Source organism: Ensifer sp. SL37 (assembly GCF_026672675.1).
Lineage (GTDB): Bacteria > Pseudomonadota > Alphaproteobacteria > Rhizobiales > Rhizobiaceae > Ensifer > Ensifer adhaerens.
The window spans coordinates 413,188-433,931 of the sequence record NZ_JAPPRN010000006.1 but is presented as its reverse complement, the minus strand read 5'-3'; the positions used below and the strand labels follow the sequence as shown (position 1 = coordinate 433,931).

Sequence of the window (20,744 nt, the reverse complement as noted above, 5' to 3'; positions counted from 1 at the left end):
TTGATAAGCGCCCGGCCACCTGGCCGGGCGAAAAAGGAATGAGGCTATAGGTGGTCCTCACAGACGGCGGTTCAAGCCGTTTGGTAGGCCGCCCCGGTGCGACGATCAAGGGCGCCGCTCAGGAGCGTGAGCAGCAGGGCTGCGGCGACGAGCAGGGCACCGATCACGGGCGTCATGCCAAGGCCGAGCGGCGAGGCGACGATGACGCCACCGAGCCAGGCGCCGACGGCGATGCCGAGGTTGAAGGCCGCGATGTTGAGCGCCGAGGCGACATCAACAGCGCCCGGACGATGTTGCTTGGCAAGCTGCACGACATAGAGCTGCAAGCCCGGCACATTAGCGAAGGACAGGAAGCCAAGGGCTGCAAGCGTGACCAGCGTCAGCATCGGCGAGGGGGCCGTGAAGGTGAAGAGCACGAGCACCGCCGCCTGCGCCAGGAACAGGCCGATCAGCGCCTTGACCGGGTCGCGGTTGGCGATCTTGCCGCCGGCAATGTTGCCGATGGCAATCGCGATGCCGTAGAGCACCAGGATCAGGCTGACGGCGCTTTCCGAAAAGCCGGTGATGTCCTGCAGGATCGGCGCCAGGAAGGTGAAGGCGACGAAGGTGCCGCCGTAGCCGAGCGCGGTCATGGCAAAGACGATCAGCAGGCGGCCGGAGCCGAGCACGCGCACCTGGTCGATGAGCTTTGCCGGCGGCGCCTTGGACAGCGTGTTCGGCAACAGGGCTGCGATCGCGACAAGAGCGACGACGCCGAGACCGGTGACGGCCCAGAAGGTGGCGCGCCAGCCGAAGGTCTGGCCGATCCAGGTGCCGAGCGGCACACCGGTGACGATCGCGACGGTCAGGCCCATGAACATCATGGCAATGGCCGAGGCGCGGCGGTCTTCCGGTACGAGGTCGGCGGCAATGGTCGAGCCGACCGAGAAGAACACGCCATGGGCAAAGGCAGAAATGACGCGGGCGACGAGCAGCGGTTCATAGCTCGGCGACAATGCTGCGGCGGCATTGCCGACGATGAACAGCGCCATCAGGCCGATCAGCAGCGGTTTGCGCTCGATCCGGCCGGTGAGCGCGGTGAGAACAGGCGCGCCGAAGGTGACGCCGAGCGCGTAGACGCTGACGATCAGGCCGGCGAGCGGCAGGGTGACATTGAGGTCGGTGGCAACCGTCGGCAGGAGGCCGACGATCACGAATTCCGTTGTTCCGATCGCATAGGCCGCGATCGTCAGCGCAAGTATGGCAATAGGCACGACGAGACCTTTCCCACCCGGCTGGGAGCGCCGGGCGTGTGGTTGTTGTTGAAGTCGGGTGGAATATGAGCCTTTGCACTCATCACGATAATACGCATAATCAGACAAACGTTTGTGAATTGAGTTCAAAGGGAAGCGCATGGACAACCGAGCCGGTGAGATGGAGGTTTTTGTCGCCGTATCGGAGACCCGCAGCTTCTCCGCTGCGGCGCGGCGCCTGAAACTGTCGCCGTCGGCCGTCAGCAAGCTGGTGACCCGCATCGAGGACCGGCTTGGCACGCGCCTGCTCGTGCGCTCGACCCGGACATTGCAGCTGACCCCGGAAGGCGAAGTCTATTTCCAGCGGGCGCAACGGATCCTCGGAGATATCGCCGAGGCCGAGCATGTCGTTGCCGCCGGCGGACGCATGGCGCCGCGTGGGCTCTTGCGGGTGAACGCCGCCGTCGGCTTCGGCGAGCGCTACATCATGCCGCTCGCGCCGGAGTTCCTGGCGCGATACCCGGAGGTCCAGCTCGACCTGACGCTGACCGACAGCATGATCGATGTCGTCGGCGAACGCACGGACGTGGCGATCCGCACCGGACCGCTGCGTGATTCATCCCTGAAGGCGCGCAAGCTGATGGAAACCCGGCCGGTGGTGATCGCCTCGCCCGCCTATCTTGAAAAGTATGGGATCCCGCAAACCCCTGACGATCTCGACGGCCACAACTGCGTTCGCTTCAACTTTCGCCGCAGCGTCGACGAGTGGGCGTTTCGTGGGCCGGGCCAGTCTCAGATCGCGCACCGAACCGTCTCCGGCAATATGCAGGTATCGAGCGGTTCGATCGTCCGCCAGCTTTGCCTTGCCAGCGTCGGCATCGGGCGCATCGGTCGTTTCCATGTCGAGCCGGATTTCGAGGCTGGAACGCTGGTGCCGCTGCTCGAGGACTATCAGTCGGGCGAGATCGAGAAGGTCTACGCCGTCTATGCCGGCCACGAGCATCTCGCTGCCCGTATCCGCGCCTTTATCGATTTTCTGGCAGAGCGCATGTAAGCGCCCGGCGGGCAGACGAACTCAGCCCGCCTTGACCGCCACGATGAAGAACCTCGGAAAACGCAAGAGTACTTTGCCGTCGCTCGTTGCCGGATAGGCCGCGCGTATCCGGTCGGTGTAATCGGCGAGAAAGGCGCTCCGCCGGTCCTCGGGCAAGGTATCGAGATAAGGTCTGAGGCCGGTCCCCTTCACCCACTCGACGATCGCTTCGGCATTGGCGAGGCGATGATAGTAGATCGTATGCCAGACCTCGATGCGCGCTGCCCACGGAACCAGGCATTCGACATAGGTTGCCGGCGGCGGCATCGGGTTGCGGCGGATGGTCTTGCCGGCAAAGGTTTCAGCGAAAGCCGGGCTGCGCGCGGTCTCTTCCATCAGGAGGTGGCTTGGCTCTCCGAGGTTGTCCGGCATCTGCACCGCGAGCGTACCGCCGGAGGCAAGCGCCTTCATCAGCCTTTCGAAGATAGTGAGATGGTTCGGAAGCCACTGGAAGACCGCGTTGCCGTAAAACAGCGAGGCGCCGGCGGGAGGAACCCAGGCCGCAAGATCCGCCTTTTCGAAGGATACCCCGGGCAGCCGCTTGGCGGCGGCAAGGAGCATGTTCTCGTCGCTGTCGAGGCCGGAAAGCGTGGTCCAGGGAAACCGGTCGCGGATGAGCTCGGTCGAGTTCCCCGGGCCGCAGCCGAGGTCGAAGGCGAGGCCTTCTGGCAGGTCAGGCACTTGGGCGAGAAGGTCTCTGGCTGGTCGGGTGCGTTCGTCTTCGAACTTGAGATACTGCGCGGGCGACCAGACCATCAAAGAACTCCTTCAGATACCGAATTGCAGGCTTTCGAGAGAGGGCAGGATCAAGGCAGGCCCATGATCGCGGTATTCGTCCGGCATATCTGCCCGATTGATCCACACGGTGCGGAAGCCGAATTTCGTCGCCCCGGCAATGTCCCAGCGGTTCGACGACTGGAACGAGACTGCGTGCGGGTAGAGCCGGTAGCTGGTGGTAACGAGATCGTAGACGGCGGGCGCCGTCTTGAACGCCTTCACCGCGTCGACCGAAAAGACGTCGTCGATGACGATATCGAGTGCGGCGTTGCGCACGGCCGACGCGAGCATGGCCGGCGAACCGTTGGAGAGGATGGCGATCCGCGCCCCGCGCTCCTTGAGACCTTTCAGAACAGCCGGCACTTCCGGATAGCAGTCGAGCGTCCAGTAGGCGTCCAGCAACCGCTTGCGCAGCTTCGGGTCGGCGGAGGGAAAGCGCGCGAAGGCAAAGTCGAGCGCCTGTTCGGTCAGCTTCCAGAAATCCTGGTAGCTGCCCATCAGCGAGCGCACCCAGGAATATTCGAGCTGCTTGGCGCGCCAGAGTTCGGAAAAAGCCTGTCCGTCCGGACCGATCTCCTCAGCGTGGCGCCTGACGGCCGCATGCACGTCGAAGAGCGTGCCGTAGGCGTCAAACACATAGGCCGCGTGGGACATCGTTTCCTCCCGTCAGTTGTCTTCGGTGCTGGCTGACATGGCGAACATGCCACGTCAAAGCCTATCCGAAAACAAAGGCTTACAGCATCACGCCCGATCGGACAGCCCGCTGTCACCGTTCTTTACGCGGATCATGTCAAATATTTGTGCGTCGCACAACGGCTGGCCGCTCAAAGGCAGGTTTCCTGCCTTAGCCCTTGGCCGGTTTCCAGACTTTTGCCGGGAAGCGTAGCGCCTGCTTGGCGAGCTTGCCCTTGAACCCGAGCGCCGTGTCGCACAGGTTGACCAAATGCCGGTTCGGCTTGGCTTCCGGGCGAAGCGCATGCAGGGCCGCGGCTGCCTCTTCCGGCGGCATGTAGCGTGCCAGAATGCCCAGCGTCAGCGCCGTCGCTCGGCCAATGCCCCGCAGGCAATGGACGAGCAGATGCGCGTCCTCGGGCAAGCGGTCGATGAAAGCGAATGCGGCGTCGATCGCCTGCGGACGCGCCGCATCCGGTTCGTCCGGATCGATGGTGTCGCCGAAAAAGAGTTCCAGGTGATTTTCCGGCGGCAGCTCGATCATCGACAAAAGCCGGCTGCCGGGCGCGCGCATGGAGATGAGATGCGTCGGCGCCCAAAGCGCACGATTGTGCCGCGCCTCGGTCTGCGAGCTGACGATGACCCGGATCGGCCAGCCGGCCGGATGCGCCGGATTGGCGTTGAGGATGGGATGGTAAAGTTCATCCGCAGTAACGGCTGCCGCAAGCGCCATGGCAGGACCTCGCTCGTGATTCTTCAGCGCGGATTTTGCCCTGAAACCCGTCCGGGCTTAAGGGCAAAATCTTGGGGGGAGGCGAAAAGCTGTGGCCGGAGCGGGATCAGCCCGGATGGATGTAGCGCTTCGACCAGCGCGACGGCACCAGAATGGTGGCCAGCGTGAGCCCGGCGCTAAGCGCGAAGGAAGCCCAAAGAGACGCCGGGCCGAAATGGCGCTGCAGGACGGCGCCGGCGACAGCGCCAGAGAACATGCCAAGCCAGGGCACGATCTGCATGAGCCATTGGCGGTTGGTGTTGCCGAGCAGCCAGCGGCCGAGGCCGCGCCCGAAACGGGAAAGGGCACCGGTCACGTAGGTGAGTCCGATCGGCAGGCCCTCGATGTGCTCGACGGCGGCATTGACCAGGCCCATGGCAAGCACGATGCCGTAGAAATAGAAGGGCTTTGGCATCGAGGTTCCGAAGCCAGCGCAGAGCATTAGCACCAAACTGACCATCGAGAGGACGCCGACGACGCCGAGGCGTGCGGCCGCAATCACGCCGAGCGCGTTGCCGATGATGAACGCTCCAAGCGCGCCGACGAGCAGCAGGGCGCCGGTGAAGTCGCCGTCGCCGAGCGCGATCGCCGCCCGCGTCGTGTTGCCGCTCATGAAGGAGACGAAGTCACCGATGCTCAAGAGCCCGATCGCGTCGGTCATCCCGGCGAGAAACGAGATCGTCGCGGCGACGGCCAGCGCCGTGCCGGTGCGCTGCCGCTTGATCAGTCTTCGCCGTCTCGCAATGGTCATCTGCCTTGCCCCCGATTGGAGGCAAGGCTAGCGCATGCGGATGGTGAGTCGGAATGGGCGGTCATCATATTGCCTGCCGGCTGCGGCGTTCACGGCTTGCCGTGGCCGTCAGAAGCGGGTGATGACGCTGATACCGAGATCGGTGGCGCGGTCCATGGCGACGAGGGCAGGGATCGCCTCTTCAAGAGAAATCTCCCGCCCGATCAGTTGCTGCGGCTTCAGCTTGCCGTCGGCGATCATCGCCAGCATGGCGTCGTAGCGCCAGGCCTGCATGCCGTGGCTGCCATAGATTTCGAGTTCGTGGCCGATCACCTGCGCCATCGGGATCTGTGGCGTCGCCTGGTCGCCGAGCATCAGGCCAACCTGGACGTGGCGGCCGCGCCGGCGCAAGTTCTTGATCGAGTTGAAGCAGGTCACGGGATTGCCGAGCGCGTCGATCGAGACATGGGCGCCACCGCCTGTGATATCCTTCACCGCCGCTGCCACGTCCTGCACGTCACGGCCATTGATGACAGCGACCGCGCCGAGTTTTTTGGCGAAGGCGAGCTTGTCTTCGGCGATGTCGATCGCGATCGGCTGGGCGCCGAGGGCCGCCGCGATCATGATTGCCGAGAGGCCGACGCCGCCGCAGCCATGCACCGCCACCCACTCGCCGCCCTTGACCTTGGCCTGGTCGGCGATGGCGCGGAACGACGTTGCGAAGCGGCAGCCGAGGCTCGCAGCCGTGGTGAAGTCCATGCTTTCAGGCAGATGCACGAGGTTCTGGTCGGCAAAGTCGAGCGCGACATATTCGGCAAACGAGCCCCAGTGGGTAAAGCCCGGCTGGAACTGCGCCTCGCAGACCTGCTGGTTTCCGGAGCGGCACTCGCCGCAACGGCCGCATCCGGAAACGAAGGGCACGGTCACCCGATCGCCGACCTTGTAGCGCATGACGCCGCGGCCGGTGGCGGTCACCACGCCCGCCAGCTCGTGGCCGGGCACATGCGGCAGGCGGATATCGGCGTCATGGCCCATCCAGCCGTGCCAGTCGGACCGGCAAAGCCCTGTTGCCTCGACCTTGATGACCACGCCGTTCTCCGTCGGTGTCGGATCGGGAAGGGTACGGATTTCCGGCATCTTCTCGAAGGCGTCGTAATACATGGCTTTCATCGGGTCGCTCCTTGCAATGTCTCAATGGGTGGGGCGCGGCCGTCGATGTGGCGTGCCATCAGAAATTCGTCGACCTCCCGGTCGCCGTCGAGCATGCCGCCGGGAACGTGCCCGATCTTGTAGAAACCCGCACGTTCATAAAAGCGGATCGCCGTCGGATTGTCGGCACGCACCACGAGTTCGAGCAGTCGGATGCCGGCCGAGCGCGCATGATCGGTCAGTTGCGCAAGCAGCTGTCGCGCCACGCCGGACCCGCGGGCCTCGTCGCACACATAGACCATGATGATCGTGCCCCGATGCGCCAGCCGGCTCGCACGCTCGCGCATCAGGCCCATGATGCCGACCGGCTCATCGCTGTCGAAGGCCACGAATACGGCGTTGGCGATCAGCCGCGCGCGCCATTCCTCAGCCGAAAGGCGCTCCCAGTCGGCCGCTGTCGAGGCGAAGGCCTGCGGCTCGCGGTTGAGCGCTTCCAGCCTGATGCGGCGGAAGATGTCCACGTCGTCTGCGTCGAGATGCTTGATGCGCACGGCTTTCCCTTTTCTTTGGCGAAGAGACTAAGCGAGAGGCCTTCGCGGTACCAGAACGGCCGCCATGACATTTTTTGATAGACCCATTCACCCCGATGCTGTTTTTTCGGGGTATGCGGAAAGACTAGAATAAAAACCTCAAGGAGACGCAGATGGCCGTCGATACATCCCCCCGCTCAGTGACCTGGACCTATGTCGATGGTGAATGGCTCTCGGGCAATCCGCCGCTGATCGGCCCGACCTCGCATGCGATGTGGCTGGGCTCGACGGTGTTCGACGGCGCCCGCGTTTTCGACGGCGTCGCTCCCGACCTCGACCTGCACTGCCAGCGCGTCAACCGCTCGGCCGCCGCACTTGGCCTGAAGCCGACGATGGCGGCGGAAGAGATCGAGGCGCTGACCTGGGAAGGCGCCAAGAAGTTCGACGGCAAGACAGCGCTTTATGTGAAGCCGATGTACTGGGCCGAGCACGGCGCGGCCGGTGTCGTCGCCATCGACCCGGAATCGACCCGTTTTGCGCTCTGCCTGTTCGAGGCGCCGATGGGCAACGGCCACGGCGGCTCGTCGCTGACGCTGTCGCCCTTCCGCCGTCCGACACTGGAATCGATGCCGACCGACGCCAAGGCCGGCTGCCTCTATCCCAACAACGCGCGCATCCTGACCGAGGCCCGTTCGCGCGGCTTCGACAATGCGCTGGTGCGCGACATGCTCGGCAACATCGCCGAGACCGGTTCTTCCAACGTCTTCCTGGTCAAGGACGGTGTCGTCTTTACGCCGGCCGCCAACCGCACCTTCCTTGCCGGCATCACCCGCTTCCGCGTCATGACGCTGCTGCGCGAAGCCGGTTTCGAAGTGGTCGAGGCGACGCTGACGATGGCGGACTTCGAAGCGGCCGACGAGATCTTCACGTCCGGCAACTACTCCAAGGTGCTGCCTGTGACGCGTCTCGAAAGCCGCGACCTGCAGGCCGGCCCGGTCGCCGCCAAGGCGCGCGATCTTTACATGGACTGGGCGCACGCGGCCCGCGACGTCTGAACTGCGCGCATGCAAAACCCCGGCGCACGGTCGTACCCGCTGCGCCGGGGCAAGATGGCCTTCGGTTCAGGCACTCAGCGCGAGCGGGGCGCGCGCGCGCCGACCACGGCGCGCCTGTGGATCAGGTAGGCCTGGACGGAGAGGCCTGCGAGGAAGATCACCAGCCAGGCAAGCAGCGTCGTCTGCACGATCGGCGATTCCGGGCCGCTGGCAAGTGGCTGCGAGGCGGGCAGGCGCTTCAACGTCTCGGCGATCGCCGGCACGATCAGCAGGAAATAGCTGAACGAAAGGCCAAGCGTTGCCAGGTAGGGGCGCAGGCGGCCGAAAAATTCGAGCCTTTGTGCTGCAAGGCTTCCACCGATGACGAGCAGCGTGACGATCCCGAGCGCATGGCCCGCGTTGAAGCCGCCGGTGCTCGAAAGCCCCGCGGACGTCAGCACCGCCAGGATGATCGCGGCGAGGTAAAGCTTGCCGGAGCGCGTGCCGGGAACAATCGCACCATACCGGGCAAAGCCATAGAGGCCCGCCACGACGGGGGCGAGGCTGATGACGGTATGGATGATGCCGAGTGTGGAAAGCGGATTTGCCATGATCTTCCTCCTTCGTTGGACCGACTAGTTGGTCGGGAGAGATTTGAAAAAGAAACGCGATGATTTCACCTGCCATCGCGTCCGTTCGGATTGATTTCTAGCGCTCGCAAATGTGGCCCGCCGTTCCCACGGGAACAACTGTCTTTTTCGACCGGTGTCGCTTCGAAGGGTCGGAGCTTCGGGGTCAGGCATCGCTTGGCGCCTGAAGTTGTGCCAAGGCGGGCCGTGCGATCGCCGAAAACGTGGCTTGATCCGAGCCGGCGACGCGGGCCGCGAGCATTGCGCCGTGGACCGTCGCCATGAGCGCCTCGGCGGCCGCCTTGGGGCCGTGAGCGGTCCTCAGGGATCCCTTCGCTACGCCATCCTCGATCACGGCTCCGAGCCAGCCGGAAAGGTCGGCAAAATGACCGCGCACTTGCGCGACGACAATATCGGGAAGCGAAGGTATTTCCGAGGCCAGAAGGGCGCCGATACAGAAGGGCATGTCCCGTTTGGCGATACATTCTTCCCAGAAGCCGACATAGGCCTCGAGCCGGGCCGCCGGATCGCCGACAGCTGCTAGCAGTCCTTCAACGCTGCGGCGATTGTTCTTGCGGTAGCGGGCAAGCACGGCTGCGGCCAGGTCCGCCTTGGTCGGGAAGTGATGGTGGATCGTCGCCTTGCCGATGCCGACCACGGCCGAGATGTCCGCGTAGCTGAACGCGCTGTAGCCCCGCGACACCATCAGGCGTTCGGTTGCGTCCAGGATTCGTTCGGAAGTATCGCTCACCATGAGCAAGATCTATCAACCGGTCGGTCGAAGCTCAAGTGAGGAGCAGTCCACATATGCAGTGACCGGGGCCGACGTGGACGGCAACTGGACGGCTTGCGCCGGGTCGCGCGCGCTATTTCTTCTTTGCCGGCACGCCCACCTTGACCGCGTCGGGTGCAAGCTCACCACCGAGCTCGACCGTCTTCTTCTGCTTGTCGAAGACGCAGATCTGCGTGACGGTGACCTTGGAGCCCTTGGGCGTGCCGATCACCAGCGCCAGCCCGAAGCTCTGCGAGCCGAAGGGGTCGACGACGACGCTGGGTTTTTGCAGCGAGGTGGCGGCGGCGAGGCACTTCTTCGAAACCTCTGCCCGGAATGTCTCCCACGCGTCGCCGGAAGAGGCTGCTGCACTGGACGCAGCAAAAGCGGCGATGGCGGAAAGGGCGAGGGCAGGGATGAGACGCTGCGGCATGGACTGTCCTTTATGCATGGTTGCAACGGTCGCGAAGCTGCAGCCAAACCGTGGCATGAATGTGCTTGAAAGTGTCATGCTTTCAAAATGATGTTGAAAGTATATTCCGTGGGTTGAGGAAAAATTGGCATTGCATCGGTTGCCTCCATGAGGGTCGGTGCCTATGTTCCCGCTCACGGATTTCCCGACGAAATTCCATGCCAAGAGGAGATGCCCACATGGCTTTCGAATTGCCGAACCTTCCCTATGACTACGATGCGCTGGCGCCCTACATGTCGCGCGAGACGCTCGAGTACCACCACGACAAGCACCATCTGGCTTACGTGACCAACGGCAACAAGCTTGCTGAAGAGGCCGGCCTCTCCGACCTGTCGCTGGAGGAAGTCGTCAAGAAGTCCTACGGCACCAACCAGCCGCTGTTCAACAATGCCGGCCAGCACTACAACCACATCCACTTCTGGAAGTGGATGAAGAAGGGCGGCGGCGGCACCAGCCTGCCGGCCAAGCTCGACGCGGCCATCAAGTCCGACCTCGGCGGCTACGACAAGTTCCGCGCCGATTTCATCGCCGCCGGCACCGGCCAGTTCGGCTCGGGCTGGGCCTGGCTCTCGGTCAAGAACGGCAAGCTCGAAATCTCCAAGACCCCGAACGGCGAAAACCCGCTCGTTCACGGCGCCTCGCCGATCCTCGGCGTCGATGTCTGGGAACACTCCTACTATATCGACTACCGCAACGCCCGTCCGAAGTACCTCGAAGCCTTCGTCGACAGCCTGATCAACTGGGATTACGTGCTCGAAATGTACGAAGCGGCTTCCAAGTAAGCTGCCCGTCTTCGATGCATGACGTTTGGACCCGGCGCTTGCGCCGGGTCTTTTCGTTTGTGCTGGGTACCGATGAGGCCAGGCTCAGGTGGTCTTCCAGCCGCTGATCCAGAGTTCCCTGAGGCGGTTTCCCTCGCCTGGAAAATAGGCGCCGACCGCCTCGCAGTGCTCGACACGGTCGGCGCGAAAGTTGCGGATCGCCTGGCGCAACTCGCACCAGCCGACGATGTTGGCAGTTTCCGAATAGTAGATCAGCGCCACCGGCCGGATCGTGCGTTCTGTGGCGCGGCCGAGTTCGTCGCGATAGTCGAGTTCGAGCTTCTGCTCGTCGCGGATCGCCCGGCGTACCAAAGCGAGATCGATGCCGGCGGGCGAGGGTGCGATCGTTCCCCAGGCGTGCAGCGCCTGCGAACGAAAGGCCAGTCTCAGCGGCTCGGGCACGGCTGCAGTGATTTTCTGGTTGACGCGGCCGGCGGCTGCCTTCAGTTCCTCGTCGCCGGTTCGTGCCAGCAGCGCCAGAGCCAAGGCGATCGCTTCCGTTTCCTCGATCGAAAACATCAGCGGCGGCAGGTCGAAGCCGGGCCTAAGAATATAGCCGATGCCGCGGCCGCCTTCGATCGGCACGCGCATCGCCTGGAGTGCCGCGATATCGCGGTAGATCGAGCGCACCGTCACCTCCAGCGTCTCGGCCATTTGCGCGCCGGTCACGGGCTTTCTCGCAAGCCGGAGGATCTGGATGATCTCGAAAAGCCGTGCCGCCTTGCGCATAGAAAACCTCCCCCGTCGTCAACGCTCCTGACACTACCTTGTCAGTTGCCCGGATCTATACCATCAGCCAACGGATTGAAAAAACAGCAATTCGATTGAGAAATGAAAACCTGGACGACGGACAACTGACATGACCTACACGGAAAACCTCTGGCTCTTCTTCACCCTTCTGTTCGGCATCATCATCGTGCCGGGTATGGACATGGTCTTCGTCCTTGCGAACTCGCTAACGGGAGGGCGGGCCTCCGGTCTGTCGGCGACGGCCGGCATCATGGCGGGCGGCGTGCTGCACACGCTCTATGCGGCACTCGGCGTCAGCGTCATCCTGCATCTGGTGCCCGGCCTCTTCAACGTGCTGCTCGTCGCGGGTGCAGCCTATATCGCCTGGATCGGCTTTTCCCTGGTCAAAAGCTCGATCACCATCGGCGGCATCGACGGCGCGGACCGGCTGTCGCGCTGGGCGAGTTTTCGCCAGGGCGCGCTGACGAGCCTGATGAACCCGAAGGCCTATCTCTTCATGCTGGCGGTCTATCCCCAGTTCCTCAAGCCGCAGTTCGGGCCGATCTGGTCGCAGGCCCTGGTCATGGCCGCGATGATTGCGGCGACGCAGCTCGCTGTCTATGGCGGCCTTGCCCTTGCTGCCGGCCGCGGCCGGGATTTTCTGGTCGGCAGCCCCGAGACGACCGTGTGGATCGGCCGGGCCGCCGGGGCGGTGCTCGTTCTGGTCGCGGCTTTCACGGTGTGGCAGGGCTGGTCGGCACAGTGAAGCTGTCCCGGTTTCTCTAAAGTATAAACATGAATTTTAAAGTCATGTTATTGGCGGGCCTGTTGAAATCCCGGAATTACGCCGGCCGACGGAAATTCCTTTGTCCTAACAAGCACATCAAAAAAATGTTACTTCCGCCGAATACTCAAGATGACATCATGCGGCCGCATTGGGCATGAAGGCCAGGCAGGCAGATTCGCCGAATAGATTTCATTGACCGGGAGATCCTGATGAAAATACGCGCACTCATGTTGGCTGCCGCTCTTGCGGGCCTGGGTGTTACTGCTGTGACTGCAGCCGACGAGCCGCAGGTGGTTCGCCAGCAGGCGATGAAGAAGGTGGGCGCTGCGACTGGCGCGCTTGCCGGCATCGCCAAGGGCGAGAAGCCCTATGACGCGGAGGTCGTGAAGGCATCGCTGACGACGATCAGCGAGACGATGAAGACCTTCCCGGACCATTTCCCGGCCGGCTCGGAAGCGGGCCACGAGACCGAGGCGAGCCCGAAGATCTGGGAAAACCTGGATGACTTCAAGGCAAAGGCCGCCAAGCTCGGCACCGATGCCGAGGCGGTTCTGGCGCAGCTGCCCGCTGACCAGGCGGCCGTCGGCGCGGCCCTCGGGGGCATCGGCAAGGACTGCGGCAGCTGTCATGAGAGCTACCGCCTGAAGAAGAATTGACCGGCGGCAACGTCCTATCCGGCTGAAAGAGGAGGCACGCGACGTCCCGCCGCGTGCCTTCACTCGTATTGAGCACACTGTTTGCGGCAGGGCATGAGGGGAGACTATGGGTCGTCGGGCGAGAAAGCTGATATCGGGTCTTGTGGTGCTGGGCGTCGTCGGCGGTGCCGCCTTCTGGTGGCTGACGAAGCCGGCACCCTGGAGCGCCTCCCATTGGGAGGGTCTCGGAGAACCGGATCTTGCCAATGGCGAACAGGTCTTCTGGGCCGGCGGCTGCGTCAGCTGTCATGCCAACAAGGGCGCCGAAGGTGACGCGCGTCTGGTGCTTTCGGGTGGCTCGCCGCTGAAGAGTCCGTTCGGCACCTTCCACGCGCCGAACATCTCTCCGGACGAAACGGCCGGAATCGGCGCCTGGACGCTCGCCGAGTTCGGCAACGCCATGACCCGCGGCGTCGGGCGCAACGGCGAGCATCTCTATCCGTCGTTCCCCTACGGCTCCTATGCGCGCATGGCGGCCAAGGACGTCAACGACCTCTGGGGCTTCATGAAGACGCTGCCGAAGAGCACCGAGGTGGCGCCGCCGCACGAATTGCCATTCCCTTACAACGTGCGGATAGCCTTGGGTGGCTGGAAGCTGCTGTTCCTGACCGACAAGCCACGCGCCGCGGTGGACGCCAACGACCCGAAGCTCGCCCGCGGGCAATATCTTGTCGAGGGGCTTGGCCACTGCGGCGAATGCCACACGCCGAGAAACGCGCTCGGAGGCTTCGAGCCGGATCAGTGGCTCGCCGGCGCGCCGAACCCGGAAGGCGAGGGCCGTATTCCCGATATCACGCCCGGCTCCAAGAGCATCGGCAGCTGGAGCGCCTCCGATATCGCCTCCTATCTGGAAACCGGCTTCACGCCGGAGTTCGATTCCGTCGGCGGCTCCATGGTGGAAGTGCAGAAGAACATGGCAAAACTGACGCCGGCCGACCGTGAGGCGATCGCCGCCTACCTGAAAGCGGTACCGGCGCTCTAACGCTTGATCTTCGTAGCAAGGCGCGCTCAACTCGGCTTCATAACGAGGAGGAGACTGAATGCGCCCACACGAAACCGCGCCCTACGACCAGTGGATCGAACGCAGCCCCGAGGAGATGGTGGCCCGCGCTGCGGACTTCTATGAAGAGGTCAACCGCCGCCGCACCACGCGTTACTTCAGCGATCGTCCGGTGCCGCGTGAGGTCATCGAAACCTGTCTGAAGGCGGCGGGCACGGCGCCGAGCGGCGCCAACCATCAGCCCTGGCATTTCACCGTGATCGAGAGCCCCCGGATCAAGGCCGAGGTGCGCCACGCGGCGGAAGAGGAGGAGCGTATCTTCTATCGGGACAAGGCGCCGCAGGAGTGGCTCGACGCGCTGGCGCCGCTCGGCACCGACGAAGACAAGCCCTTCCTTGAGACTGCTCCCTACCTGATCGTCGTCTTCTCGCAGAAGCGCGGTGGTCCCAATCCGGGCGATCTGAAAAAGAACTACTACATCAACGAAAGCGTCGGCATTGCTACCGGCATCCTGATCACGGCGCTGCATCATGCGGGCGTTGCGACACTGACCCATACGCCGGCGCCGATGAACTTCCTCAACGAGATTTGTGGTCGGCCGGACAGTGAAAAGCCGTTCCTGATTCTGGTGGCCGGCTATCCAGCCCCGGATGCGACCGTGCCGGTGGCCGGCAAGGTGAAGAAGCCGCTCGATCAGATCTCGAACTGGCTCTAGGCCTGTTGCCAAAAGTGGAGAGGCCGCTTTCTGCACCGAAATGGAAGGCGGCTTACCCGATGCTGCCGCTGTCGTCGGGCCGATGCTCCCGCCCGTAGAGTGCAAGAAATCCGTCGAGCTCCGGTGAGCCGAGACCGAGGCCATGCAGGATCTCGCCGGAAAAGCTGATCGGCGCGGTGCCGGCGGCGGTGACGACGTGGCCGCTGCGCATCGCCTGCGGCTGATCGCGATAGTGCGAAGCACCATGATAGCCGGTCAGCGCCGCAAGGCTTTCGGCGCTGTTGCCGGTGTGGTCGACGCGGTCGAGAAGGCCGCATGTCGCAAGGGCATGGACGCCGCCGCAAATGGCTGCGACCACACGCTTGTTGCGATCGAAGGCACGGATCGTCGAGGAGAGATCGGGCGCCTCGTTCGTGTCCCAGATTGCGCCGCCGCAGATCACCAGCCCGTCGAAGCCGGCCGGGTCGAGGGCATCGACGGAGAGATGCGCCGAGACGTCGAGGCCGCCCATCGAGGTGACACGCGCGCCGTCGACGGTGGCAACCTCGATATCGACGCCGAGATGGGTGCGCGCCGCCGCCATCAACAGCGCACATTCCCAATCGGCGAAGCCTTCGCACAGGACGATTGCAAGACGCATCGGCAGCTCCTCAGCCCAGCTTCTGCATATAGCGCATGCCGGTCACCGGGCGAGGGACGAAGCGTTCGGATTCGTAGAAATGGTGTGCCTGGAAGTTGCCCGTGGCGGCGCTGACCGAAAGGAAGTCGCAGCCGGCCATTTTCGCCTGCTCACGCGCCTTGGCGACCAGGTGGCGGCCAATGCCGGTGCCGCGGCTTTCCGGGCGAACGAAGAGGTGATGCAGCTCCATGCCGCGTGCGCCTTCGGCGGCCCGGTAGATCGGCACGAGGATCGCGTAGCCGATCAGCCGGTTGCCGGCCTCGGCGACGAGCGCCGTAATCCACGGCGTACGGCCGAAAAGGTCACGCTCCAGCTGTTCCGGCGTGATCGGGGCGGCGTCGCCGTGATGGGCCGAAAGTTCGGCGATCATGTCGCGCAGTTCCGGCAGGTCGCGCTGCTTGGCGCAACGGATCGTCACCATCGGCGGGCGCGTCGCCGGTGTCGCATGAAGGGTGGGGATGGCGGTCTGTAGCATGTCTGGGCTCCTCGGGTTTTCTCGCCATCAGGAGCCGGAAAAACAAAAGCCGCCTGATGGCGGCCTTGTTGAATATGATCAGCAGGCCGCTCCTATCGGAACAGCCAAAAATACACGCGGCAAATGGGTGCGTTCTTGATCATGGGCGCTAGATTGTTTGTTTTCGTGATTTTGTCAACGGGGATTTTTCAAGGCGACCAATTAAGCTGCCGCCTCAGTGCTCGCTCTCGCACATGGAATGGTCGGCGAGCGCCCGGATCACGTAGCAGTCGCCGACGGTGTGATTGCCGTCGCAGGCGACGATGCGTTCCAGTTCCTGCTCCAGCTTCCTCAATCGCGCGATCTTCTCGCGCACCGTTGCCAGGTGCTCGCTGGCGATGCGGTCGGCTTCGCCGCAAGGTCGCTCCGGATGCTGGCTGAGGGCGAGCAGATCCTTGATCGAATCGATCGACAAGCCGAGGTCGCGCGCATGGCGGATAAAGGCCAGTCGCTCAAGTTCGCTTTTCTCGTACCGCCGCTGATTGCCTTCGGAGCGCTCGGGCGCTGCGATCAATCCCATCTGCTCGTAGTAGCGGATCGTCGGGATTTTGACGCCGGTGCGCCGGGAGAGATCGCCGATGGAATACATGTTCGCCTCAAACCTATAGCTTCTGGAGCAATAGATAGTTGGGCGCGACCAAGTGTCAATGGTTGGGAAGGGGAGGGGCCGGTCTCGGCCCCTCTGAATGCTGGACGCTGCGAGGGCGGCTTGTCCTAGCCGCGGTCGTTTTCGAGGAACGAGAGCAGGGCTTCGTCGAAGAGATCGCTTTCTTCCAGCTGCGGCGTATGCCCGCTCTGTTCGAAGAGCCGCACCGTCAGGTTCGTGAAGTCCGCCCGGTACTCGTCCCAGCTGAAGGCCGGGGCGACGAGATAGTCCGAGCGGCCGAGCGCAAGCAGCACCGGCGCTGCCAGCCTGTTCAAACCCTTGCGGATATTGATATCGCGAAACACCTCGCCCCAGAGATGGTCGAATACCGCGTTGTTGGCAGTGACATCTCGCCAAAGAGTCGTTGCGTCGAAGTCCGGCTGATGCCAGCTCTTCGCGCCGAGCCGGATCAGCAGGGCTTTGAAACGTTCCTCAGGCCGCGCCGTGATATCGTCGCCAAGCTTGGCCATCTCCCGTGCGAAGATCGCTTTACGGGTCGGCGACACCGTTTCTTCCCAGATCCGGTCGGCGAGCGCCATATGACGAGCCGAATGGCTCGGACCGGTGCCGACCATGATCACGTGGCTGACGCGCTCCGGGTGTCGCTTGGCATATTCGAGGGCCATATAGCCATGGCCGGAGTGTCCGAGAATGGCGAAGCGTTCGAGCCCCAGATGCGCCCGCATTCGCTCGATATCATCGAGCACCGTCTCGAAGCCGATGTCGCCAGCGGCATAGTTGGTCCGCGCCGGTGCGAAGCCGCGGTGGTCGATGAAGATCAGCCGCAACTTCTCGCGAAGCGCTTGGGAGAAGGTGCGGGGGTAGTAGGCGGCGCTGCCGATGACGAGCAGCGGCGTGCCACTGCCTTCGATCCTATAGCCGAGGTCGAAGGGGCCGGCGCCAAGGCTGCCGGCTTCGGAAACAAATCCGTCTTTGGTGGTCATGAGGATGATCCTAGCGATGGCCGGTGAACGGTCATGTCCGTGTCAGGACGTTCAGGCGGCCGAAAAAAAAGCCATGCCAAAAACCGCCGAAGGGCGGCTGTGGCGTCGGTCGTTTTCTGCCGGCGAAAGTCGCTAACGGATCAGGCGCATGGATCTTGGTCCTCTTTGGAGGATCGCTGGATATCATCGATTGTCCGACCGAGACAAGCCGATCGGCGCAAACCGCCCTCTCAGGGGATGTCGTCGCCGCCGTTGGCGAGATCGGCGGTCGCCACGTCGCGCTGCTGCTCGACACCCATCGCGCGCTCGACAGCCTTGCGGATCTCTTCCTCGGCGGCCTGCCGCTGCTCGGGGGGCATCTCCTTGAGATCCGATTCGGTCAGGCCCATCGCCTTGAGGACCTGTTCGCGGATTTTCTCAACCAGGCTCTTCTTCGCTTCCTTCAGAAACTCGTCGCTGACCGAACCGTCCGAGGCCGCAGGGCCTTCTTTGGCGGAAATCGAAGCCGTGCTCTCGCCGTCGCGCGCCGCCGTCATCCACAGCGCGTTGGAAAGGGCGTTCGAGGTCGAAGGCGGCGCGATCGTCGGGGCCTGGCGCGGGCGCGCATCACCGCCGCTCTCCTCGATCGGCGCGATAGTGCCCGCCTGCTGGCGGCGCTGGGAGAAGTAGTAGTTCGAAATGCTGTTGTCGATCTTCATGGGAATCCCCCGGAATCTGTCGTCCGGGGGAAGCTGCTGTCGCGGGCTTGCGCGGAGCTTACTTTTGCAACCTTCTAGCGAGAATTAGGGATGCTTCGCGCGCGTCAAGGCAGAGTGTAGGCGATGATGTAGTCACCGGGCCTGGTGCCGACCGAGCCGTGGCCGCCGGCAACGATCAGCACATATTGCTTGTCGCCGACCGCATAGCTCATCGGCGTCGACTGGCCGCCGGCGGGAAGGCGCGCCTCCCAGAGCTGGCGTCCGGTCGTGAGGTCATAGGCGCGCAGATAATCGTCGACAGCGGCACCCAGGAAGGCGACGCCCCCCTTGGTGATCATCGGCCCGCCGATGCCCGGTACGCCGACCTTGAACGGCAGCGGCAACGGCGTCATGTCCTCGACGGTGCCGTTCTTGTGCTTGTAGGCGATCTTGCCGGTCCTGAGATCGGCTCCAGCGACGTAACCCCACGGCGGCGCCTGGCAGGGAATGCCGAGCGGTCCAAGGAAGGGGCCCATGAAGACGCCATAGGGCGCTCCATCGTTGCGATTGAGCCCTTGCTCCGATCCCTTCTCGTCCTGGCCCTTCGGCGGCACCTGGTCGCGGGGCACGAGCCGCGAGGTGAAGGCGAGATAGGTCGGCATGCCGAACATCACCTGCCGCTCCGGATCGATCGCGACGGAACCCCAGTTGAAGGTGCCGAAGTTGCCGGGATAGACGAGCGTGCCCTCGATCGACGGCGGCGTGTAGCGTCCCTCATATTTCAGCGAGCGGAACGCGATGCGGCAGGCAAGCTGGTCGAACAGCGTGACGCCCCACATGTCCTTTTCCTGTAGCGGTGCAGGCATGAAGGTGAGGCCGGAGACCGGCTGGGTCGGGGCGGTGAAGTCCTCGGGGATCGCGCCACCCGGCGCCTGCACCTCCTCGACCGGGATGATCGGTTCGCCGCTCCTGCGGTCGAGCACGTAGATGTCGCCCTGTTTCGTCGGTCCGACCAAAGCTGGCACGACGGTGCCGTCCTCCTTGGTGATGTCAAGCAGCGCCGGCTGCGCCGGCACGTCCATGTCCCAGAGGTCGTGATGTACGGTCTGGCGAACCCAGCGCACCGCGCCCGAATTGATGTCGAGCGCGACGATCGAGGAGGAATATTTCTCGACGTGTTCGCTGCGGCCCATGCCGAGCTGGTCGGGCACCTGGTTGCCCATGGGGATGTAGACGAGGCCGAGACCCTCGTCATAGCTGAAGACCGACCAGCTGTTCGGCGAGTTGGTGGTGTAGGTCTGGCCTTCGGGGAGCGGTGCCGTCACATCAGGGTTGCCGCTGTCCCAGTTCCAGATCAGAGCACCGGTGTTGATGTCGAACGCGCGGATGACGCCGGACTGTTCCTGGGTGGAATAGTTGTCGTTGACCGCACCGCCGATGATCAGCTTGCCGGCGACGGCAACCGGCGGCGACGTCGAATAATAGTAACCGGCCGGGTTGTATTTCATGCCCGTTTCGAGATGCAGGACGCCATTGTCGGCAAAGCTGGTGCAGACGGACCCCGTCGCCGCATCGAGCGCGATCAACCGCGCGTCGGAGGTCGGAAGGTACACCCGTTCGGCGCAGGGGCTGCCCGGGGCTGCAGCCGGGTCGGCCCAATAGGTAACGCCGCGGCAGGTCTGGTGCTGGCGGTCCGGGTTCATGCCCGAGTTGCTGTCATATTTCCATTTCTCTTCGCCGGTTGCCGCATCGAGCGCGATCGCCCAGTTGTGCGGTGTGCAGGCATAGAGCGTGTCTTTGATCTTGAGCGGCGTCACCTGATAGGTCGTCTCGCCCACGTCGTCGGGTCTCTTGATGTCGCCGGTCTGGTATTGCCAGGCAACCCTCAGCCCCCCGACATTCTCAGGCGTGATCTGATCGAGCGGCGAGTAGCGCTGGCCGAAGGCGGTGCGCCCGTACTGGTGCCATTCGTCCGGCGGTACCGAGCCGCCGAGCGGTGGATTTTCAGCGACGACATCGCTCGGCAGATCGCCGCGTATGTCGTGCGGGTCCTGCATGATTGCGTAGCCCGCGACACCAACCGATACCAGCACCGCAAATGCCAGCGGCCAGCCACTCACGGCATAACGCTCGCCCGTCGGGCTTTCGAAGCCGAGCGGCCGGCGCACGGCCGGCAACAGCAGCCAGAGCCCCAGAAGGACGATGACGCCGCCACGCGGGCCAAGCTGCCACCAGTCGAAACCGACCTCAGACACCGCCCAGCCGAGCGAGCCCAGGATCATGAACGCATAGAGCCAGATCGCCGCCGATTTCCGCATGAACAGCAGCACCGCCGTCAGCAGGAAGCCGATGCCGATTGCGAGGTAATAGGGGCTGCCGCCAAGCATCAGCAGCTTGGCGCCGCCGCCGCCAAGCGCGAGGCCGATGATTGCAAAGACGATGGCCGTCAGAACGAGCATGATGGGAACTCCCGCATCGAAGAACGGTGCAGTGGCACGGTTCTTTCCATTGCGGCGGTCCGTCGCCGGGACCGCGTGAGACAGGTGGCTTCGAAGCGGCGGTCGCAAGCCTGTCGCGGCCGCCCGGTCAGGGAAGGCGCAGAGCGCCTGTCCTGTTAGCACCTAACGCGCCGTCTCTGCCTTTCAATAGCCACATTCCGCAACGCGGAAATATTC

The 20,744-nt window shown here is 63.7% G+C and carries 24 protein-coding genes; 7 read left to right on the top strand and 17 right to left on the bottom strand.

The window, feature by feature from the left end:
* Positions 1–71 precede the first annotated feature (71 nt).
* Positions 72–1,253 (bottom strand): MFS transporter, encoded by a 1,182-nt coding sequence (locus OVA00_RS14290; RefSeq protein ID WP_060584254.1) that lies wholly within the window; start codon positions 1,251–1,253, stop codon positions 72–74.
* A 139-nt stretch (positions 1,254–1,392) separates the two neighbouring features.
* Here OVA00_RS14290 and OVA00_RS14285 point away from each other — a divergent pair, with 139 nt between their 5' ends.
* Entirely contained in the window at positions 1,393–2,286 is an 894-nt protein-coding gene (locus OVA00_RS14285) for a LysR family transcriptional regulator (protein WP_268089221.1), read from the top strand.
* A 21-nt stretch (positions 2,287–2,307) separates the two neighbouring features.
* Here the strand turns inward: OVA00_RS14285 and tam are convergent, their stop codons facing one another.
* From tam to OVA00_RS14255, 6 genes are all read right to left on the bottom strand, one after another.
* A complete protein-coding gene (gene tam, locus OVA00_RS14280) occupies positions 2,308–3,081 on the bottom strand; it encodes a trans-aconitate 2-methyltransferase (protein ID WP_268089220.1) in 774 nt (257 codons plus the stop codon).
* Between the two features lie 12 nt (positions 3,082–3,093).
* Positions 3,094–3,756 (bottom strand): haloacid dehalogenase type II, encoded by a 663-nt coding sequence (locus OVA00_RS14275; RefSeq protein ID WP_034789254.1) that lies wholly within the window; start codon positions 3,754–3,756, stop codon positions 3,094–3,096.
* Between the two features lie 190 nt (positions 3,757–3,946).
* Positions 3,947–4,507, bottom strand: a complete 561-nt coding sequence (locus tag OVA00_RS14270) for a phosphatase (protein WP_268089219.1) — start codon at positions 4,505–4,507, stop codon at positions 3,947–3,949.
* A 106-nt stretch (positions 4,508–4,613) separates the two neighbouring features.
* The gene (locus tag OVA00_RS14265; protein WP_034789257.1) at positions 4,614–5,297 is read right to left on the bottom strand and encodes a YoaK family protein; all 684 of its coding nucleotides are present in this window, start codon (positions 5,295–5,297) and stop codon (positions 4,614–4,616) included.
* Between the two features lie 108 nt (positions 5,298–5,405).
* Positions 5,406–6,446, bottom strand: a complete 1,041-nt coding sequence (locus OVA00_RS14260) for a zinc-dependent alcohol dehydrogenase family protein (RefSeq protein WP_034789258.1) — start codon at positions 6,444–6,446, stop codon at positions 5,406–5,408.
* Positions 6,443–6,976: a GNAT family N-acetyltransferase gene (locus OVA00_RS14255; RefSeq protein ID WP_051659155.1), complete on the bottom strand. Its 534-nt coding sequence runs from the start codon at positions 6,974–6,976 to the stop codon at positions 6,443–6,445. The genes OVA00_RS14260 and OVA00_RS14255 overlap by 4 nt, the downstream gene beginning before the upstream one ends.
* Positions 6,977–7,128: 152 nt before the next feature.
* Here OVA00_RS14255 and OVA00_RS14250 point away from each other — a divergent pair, with 152 nt between their 5' ends.
* Complete coding sequence (locus tag OVA00_RS14250; protein ID WP_034789259.1) at positions 7,129–8,010, top strand: branched-chain amino acid aminotransferase; 882 nt, start codon at positions 7,129–7,131, stop codon at positions 8,008–8,010.
* 74 nt (positions 8,011–8,084) lie between these two features.
* On the opposite strand, the gene OVA00_RS14245 is transcribed toward OVA00_RS14250, so the two are convergent.
* The 3 genes from OVA00_RS14245 to OVA00_RS14235 form a co-directional block, all read right to left on the bottom strand.
* Positions 8,085–8,600, bottom strand: coding sequence for a hypothetical protein (locus OVA00_RS14245; protein WP_034789260.1), 516 nt, complete (start codon positions 8,598–8,600; stop codon positions 8,085–8,087).
* A gap of 184 nt (positions 8,601–8,784) precedes the next feature.
* Positions 8,785–9,372: a TetR/AcrR family transcriptional regulator gene (locus OVA00_RS14240; protein ID WP_060516242.1), complete on the bottom strand. Its 588-nt coding sequence runs from the start codon at positions 9,370–9,372 to the stop codon at positions 8,785–8,787.
* A 112-nt stretch (positions 9,373–9,484) separates the two neighbouring features.
* Positions 9,485–9,823 (bottom strand): hypothetical protein, encoded by a 339-nt coding sequence (locus OVA00_RS14235; RefSeq protein ID WP_268089218.1) that lies wholly within the window; start codon positions 9,821–9,823, stop codon positions 9,485–9,487.
* 218 nt (positions 9,824–10,041) lie between these two features.
* Between OVA00_RS14235 and OVA00_RS14230 the strand changes: the two genes are divergently transcribed.
* Positions 10,042–10,644, top strand: coding sequence for a superoxide dismutase (locus OVA00_RS14230; RefSeq protein WP_060516240.1), 603 nt, complete (start codon positions 10,042–10,044; stop codon positions 10,642–10,644).
* Between the two features lie 84 nt (positions 10,645–10,728).
* On the opposite strand, the gene OVA00_RS14225 is transcribed toward OVA00_RS14230, so the two are convergent.
* On the bottom strand, positions 10,729–11,412 hold the full coding sequence (locus tag OVA00_RS14225) for a helix-turn-helix transcriptional regulator (protein ID WP_060584270.1): 684 nt from the start codon (positions 11,410–11,412) through the stop codon (positions 10,729–10,731).
* 130 nt (positions 11,413–11,542) lie between these two features.
* Here OVA00_RS14225 and OVA00_RS14220 point away from each other — a divergent pair, with 130 nt between their 5' ends.
* The 4 genes from OVA00_RS14220 to OVA00_RS14205 all read left to right on the top strand — a co-directional run bounded on the left by OVA00_RS14220 (position 11,543) and on the right by OVA00_RS14205 (position 14,609).
* Positions 11,543–12,178, top strand: a complete 636-nt coding sequence (locus OVA00_RS14220) for a LysE family translocator (protein WP_060604012.1) — start codon at positions 11,543–11,545, stop codon at positions 12,176–12,178.
* Between the two features lie 230 nt (positions 12,179–12,408).
* Positions 12,409–12,855 (top strand): c-type cytochrome, encoded by a 447-nt coding sequence (locus OVA00_RS14215; RefSeq protein WP_034789273.1) that lies wholly within the window; start codon positions 12,409–12,411, stop codon positions 12,853–12,855.
* Positions 12,856–12,961: 106 nt separating this feature from the next.
* Positions 12,962–13,876, top strand: a complete 915-nt coding sequence (locus tag OVA00_RS14210; RefSeq protein ID WP_268089216.1) for a c-type cytochrome — start codon at positions 12,962–12,964, stop codon at positions 13,874–13,876.
* A gap of 58 nt (positions 13,877–13,934) precedes the next feature.
* Positions 13,935–14,609, top strand: a complete 675-nt coding sequence (locus OVA00_RS14205; RefSeq protein WP_034789276.1) for a nitroreductase family protein — start codon at positions 13,935–13,937, stop codon at positions 14,607–14,609.
* Positions 14,610–14,661: 52 nt separating this feature from the next.
* On the opposite strand, the gene OVA00_RS14200 is transcribed toward OVA00_RS14205, so the two are convergent.
* The 6 genes from OVA00_RS14200 to OVA00_RS14175 form a co-directional block, all read right to left on the bottom strand.
* Positions 14,662–15,249, bottom strand: coding sequence for a DJ-1/PfpI family protein (locus OVA00_RS14200; RefSeq protein ID WP_034789277.1), 588 nt, complete (start codon positions 15,247–15,249; stop codon positions 14,662–14,664).
* 10 nt (positions 15,250–15,259) lie between these two features.
* The gene (locus OVA00_RS14195; RefSeq protein ID WP_034789278.1) at positions 15,260–15,763 is read right to left on the bottom strand and encodes a GNAT family N-acetyltransferase; all 504 of its coding nucleotides are present in this window, start codon (positions 15,761–15,763) and stop codon (positions 15,260–15,262) included.
* 214 nt (positions 15,764–15,977) lie between these two features.
* A complete protein-coding gene (locus tag OVA00_RS14190; RefSeq protein ID WP_060604026.1) occupies positions 15,978–16,391 on the bottom strand; it encodes a MerR family transcriptional regulator in 414 nt (137 codons plus the stop codon).
* 125 nt (positions 16,392–16,516) lie between these two features.
* Positions 16,517–17,392, bottom strand: coding sequence for an alpha/beta hydrolase (locus OVA00_RS14185; RefSeq protein ID WP_034789280.1), 876 nt, complete (start codon positions 17,390–17,392; stop codon positions 16,517–16,519).
* Positions 17,393–17,622: 230 nt separating this feature from the next.
* The gene (locus OVA00_RS14180; RefSeq protein WP_034789284.1) at positions 17,623–18,090 is read right to left on the bottom strand and encodes a hypothetical protein; all 468 of its coding nucleotides are present in this window, start codon (positions 18,088–18,090) and stop codon (positions 17,623–17,625) included.
* Between the two features lie 104 nt (positions 18,091–18,194).
* Positions 18,195–20,528 carry a glucose/quinate/shikimate family membrane-bound PQQ-dependent dehydrogenase gene (locus tag OVA00_RS14175; RefSeq protein WP_210338948.1) on the bottom strand — a complete coding sequence of 778 codons (2,334 nt, stop codon included), beginning with the start codon at positions 20,526–20,528 and terminating at the stop codon, positions 18,195–18,197.
* Positions 20,529–20,744 lie beyond the last annotated feature (216 nt).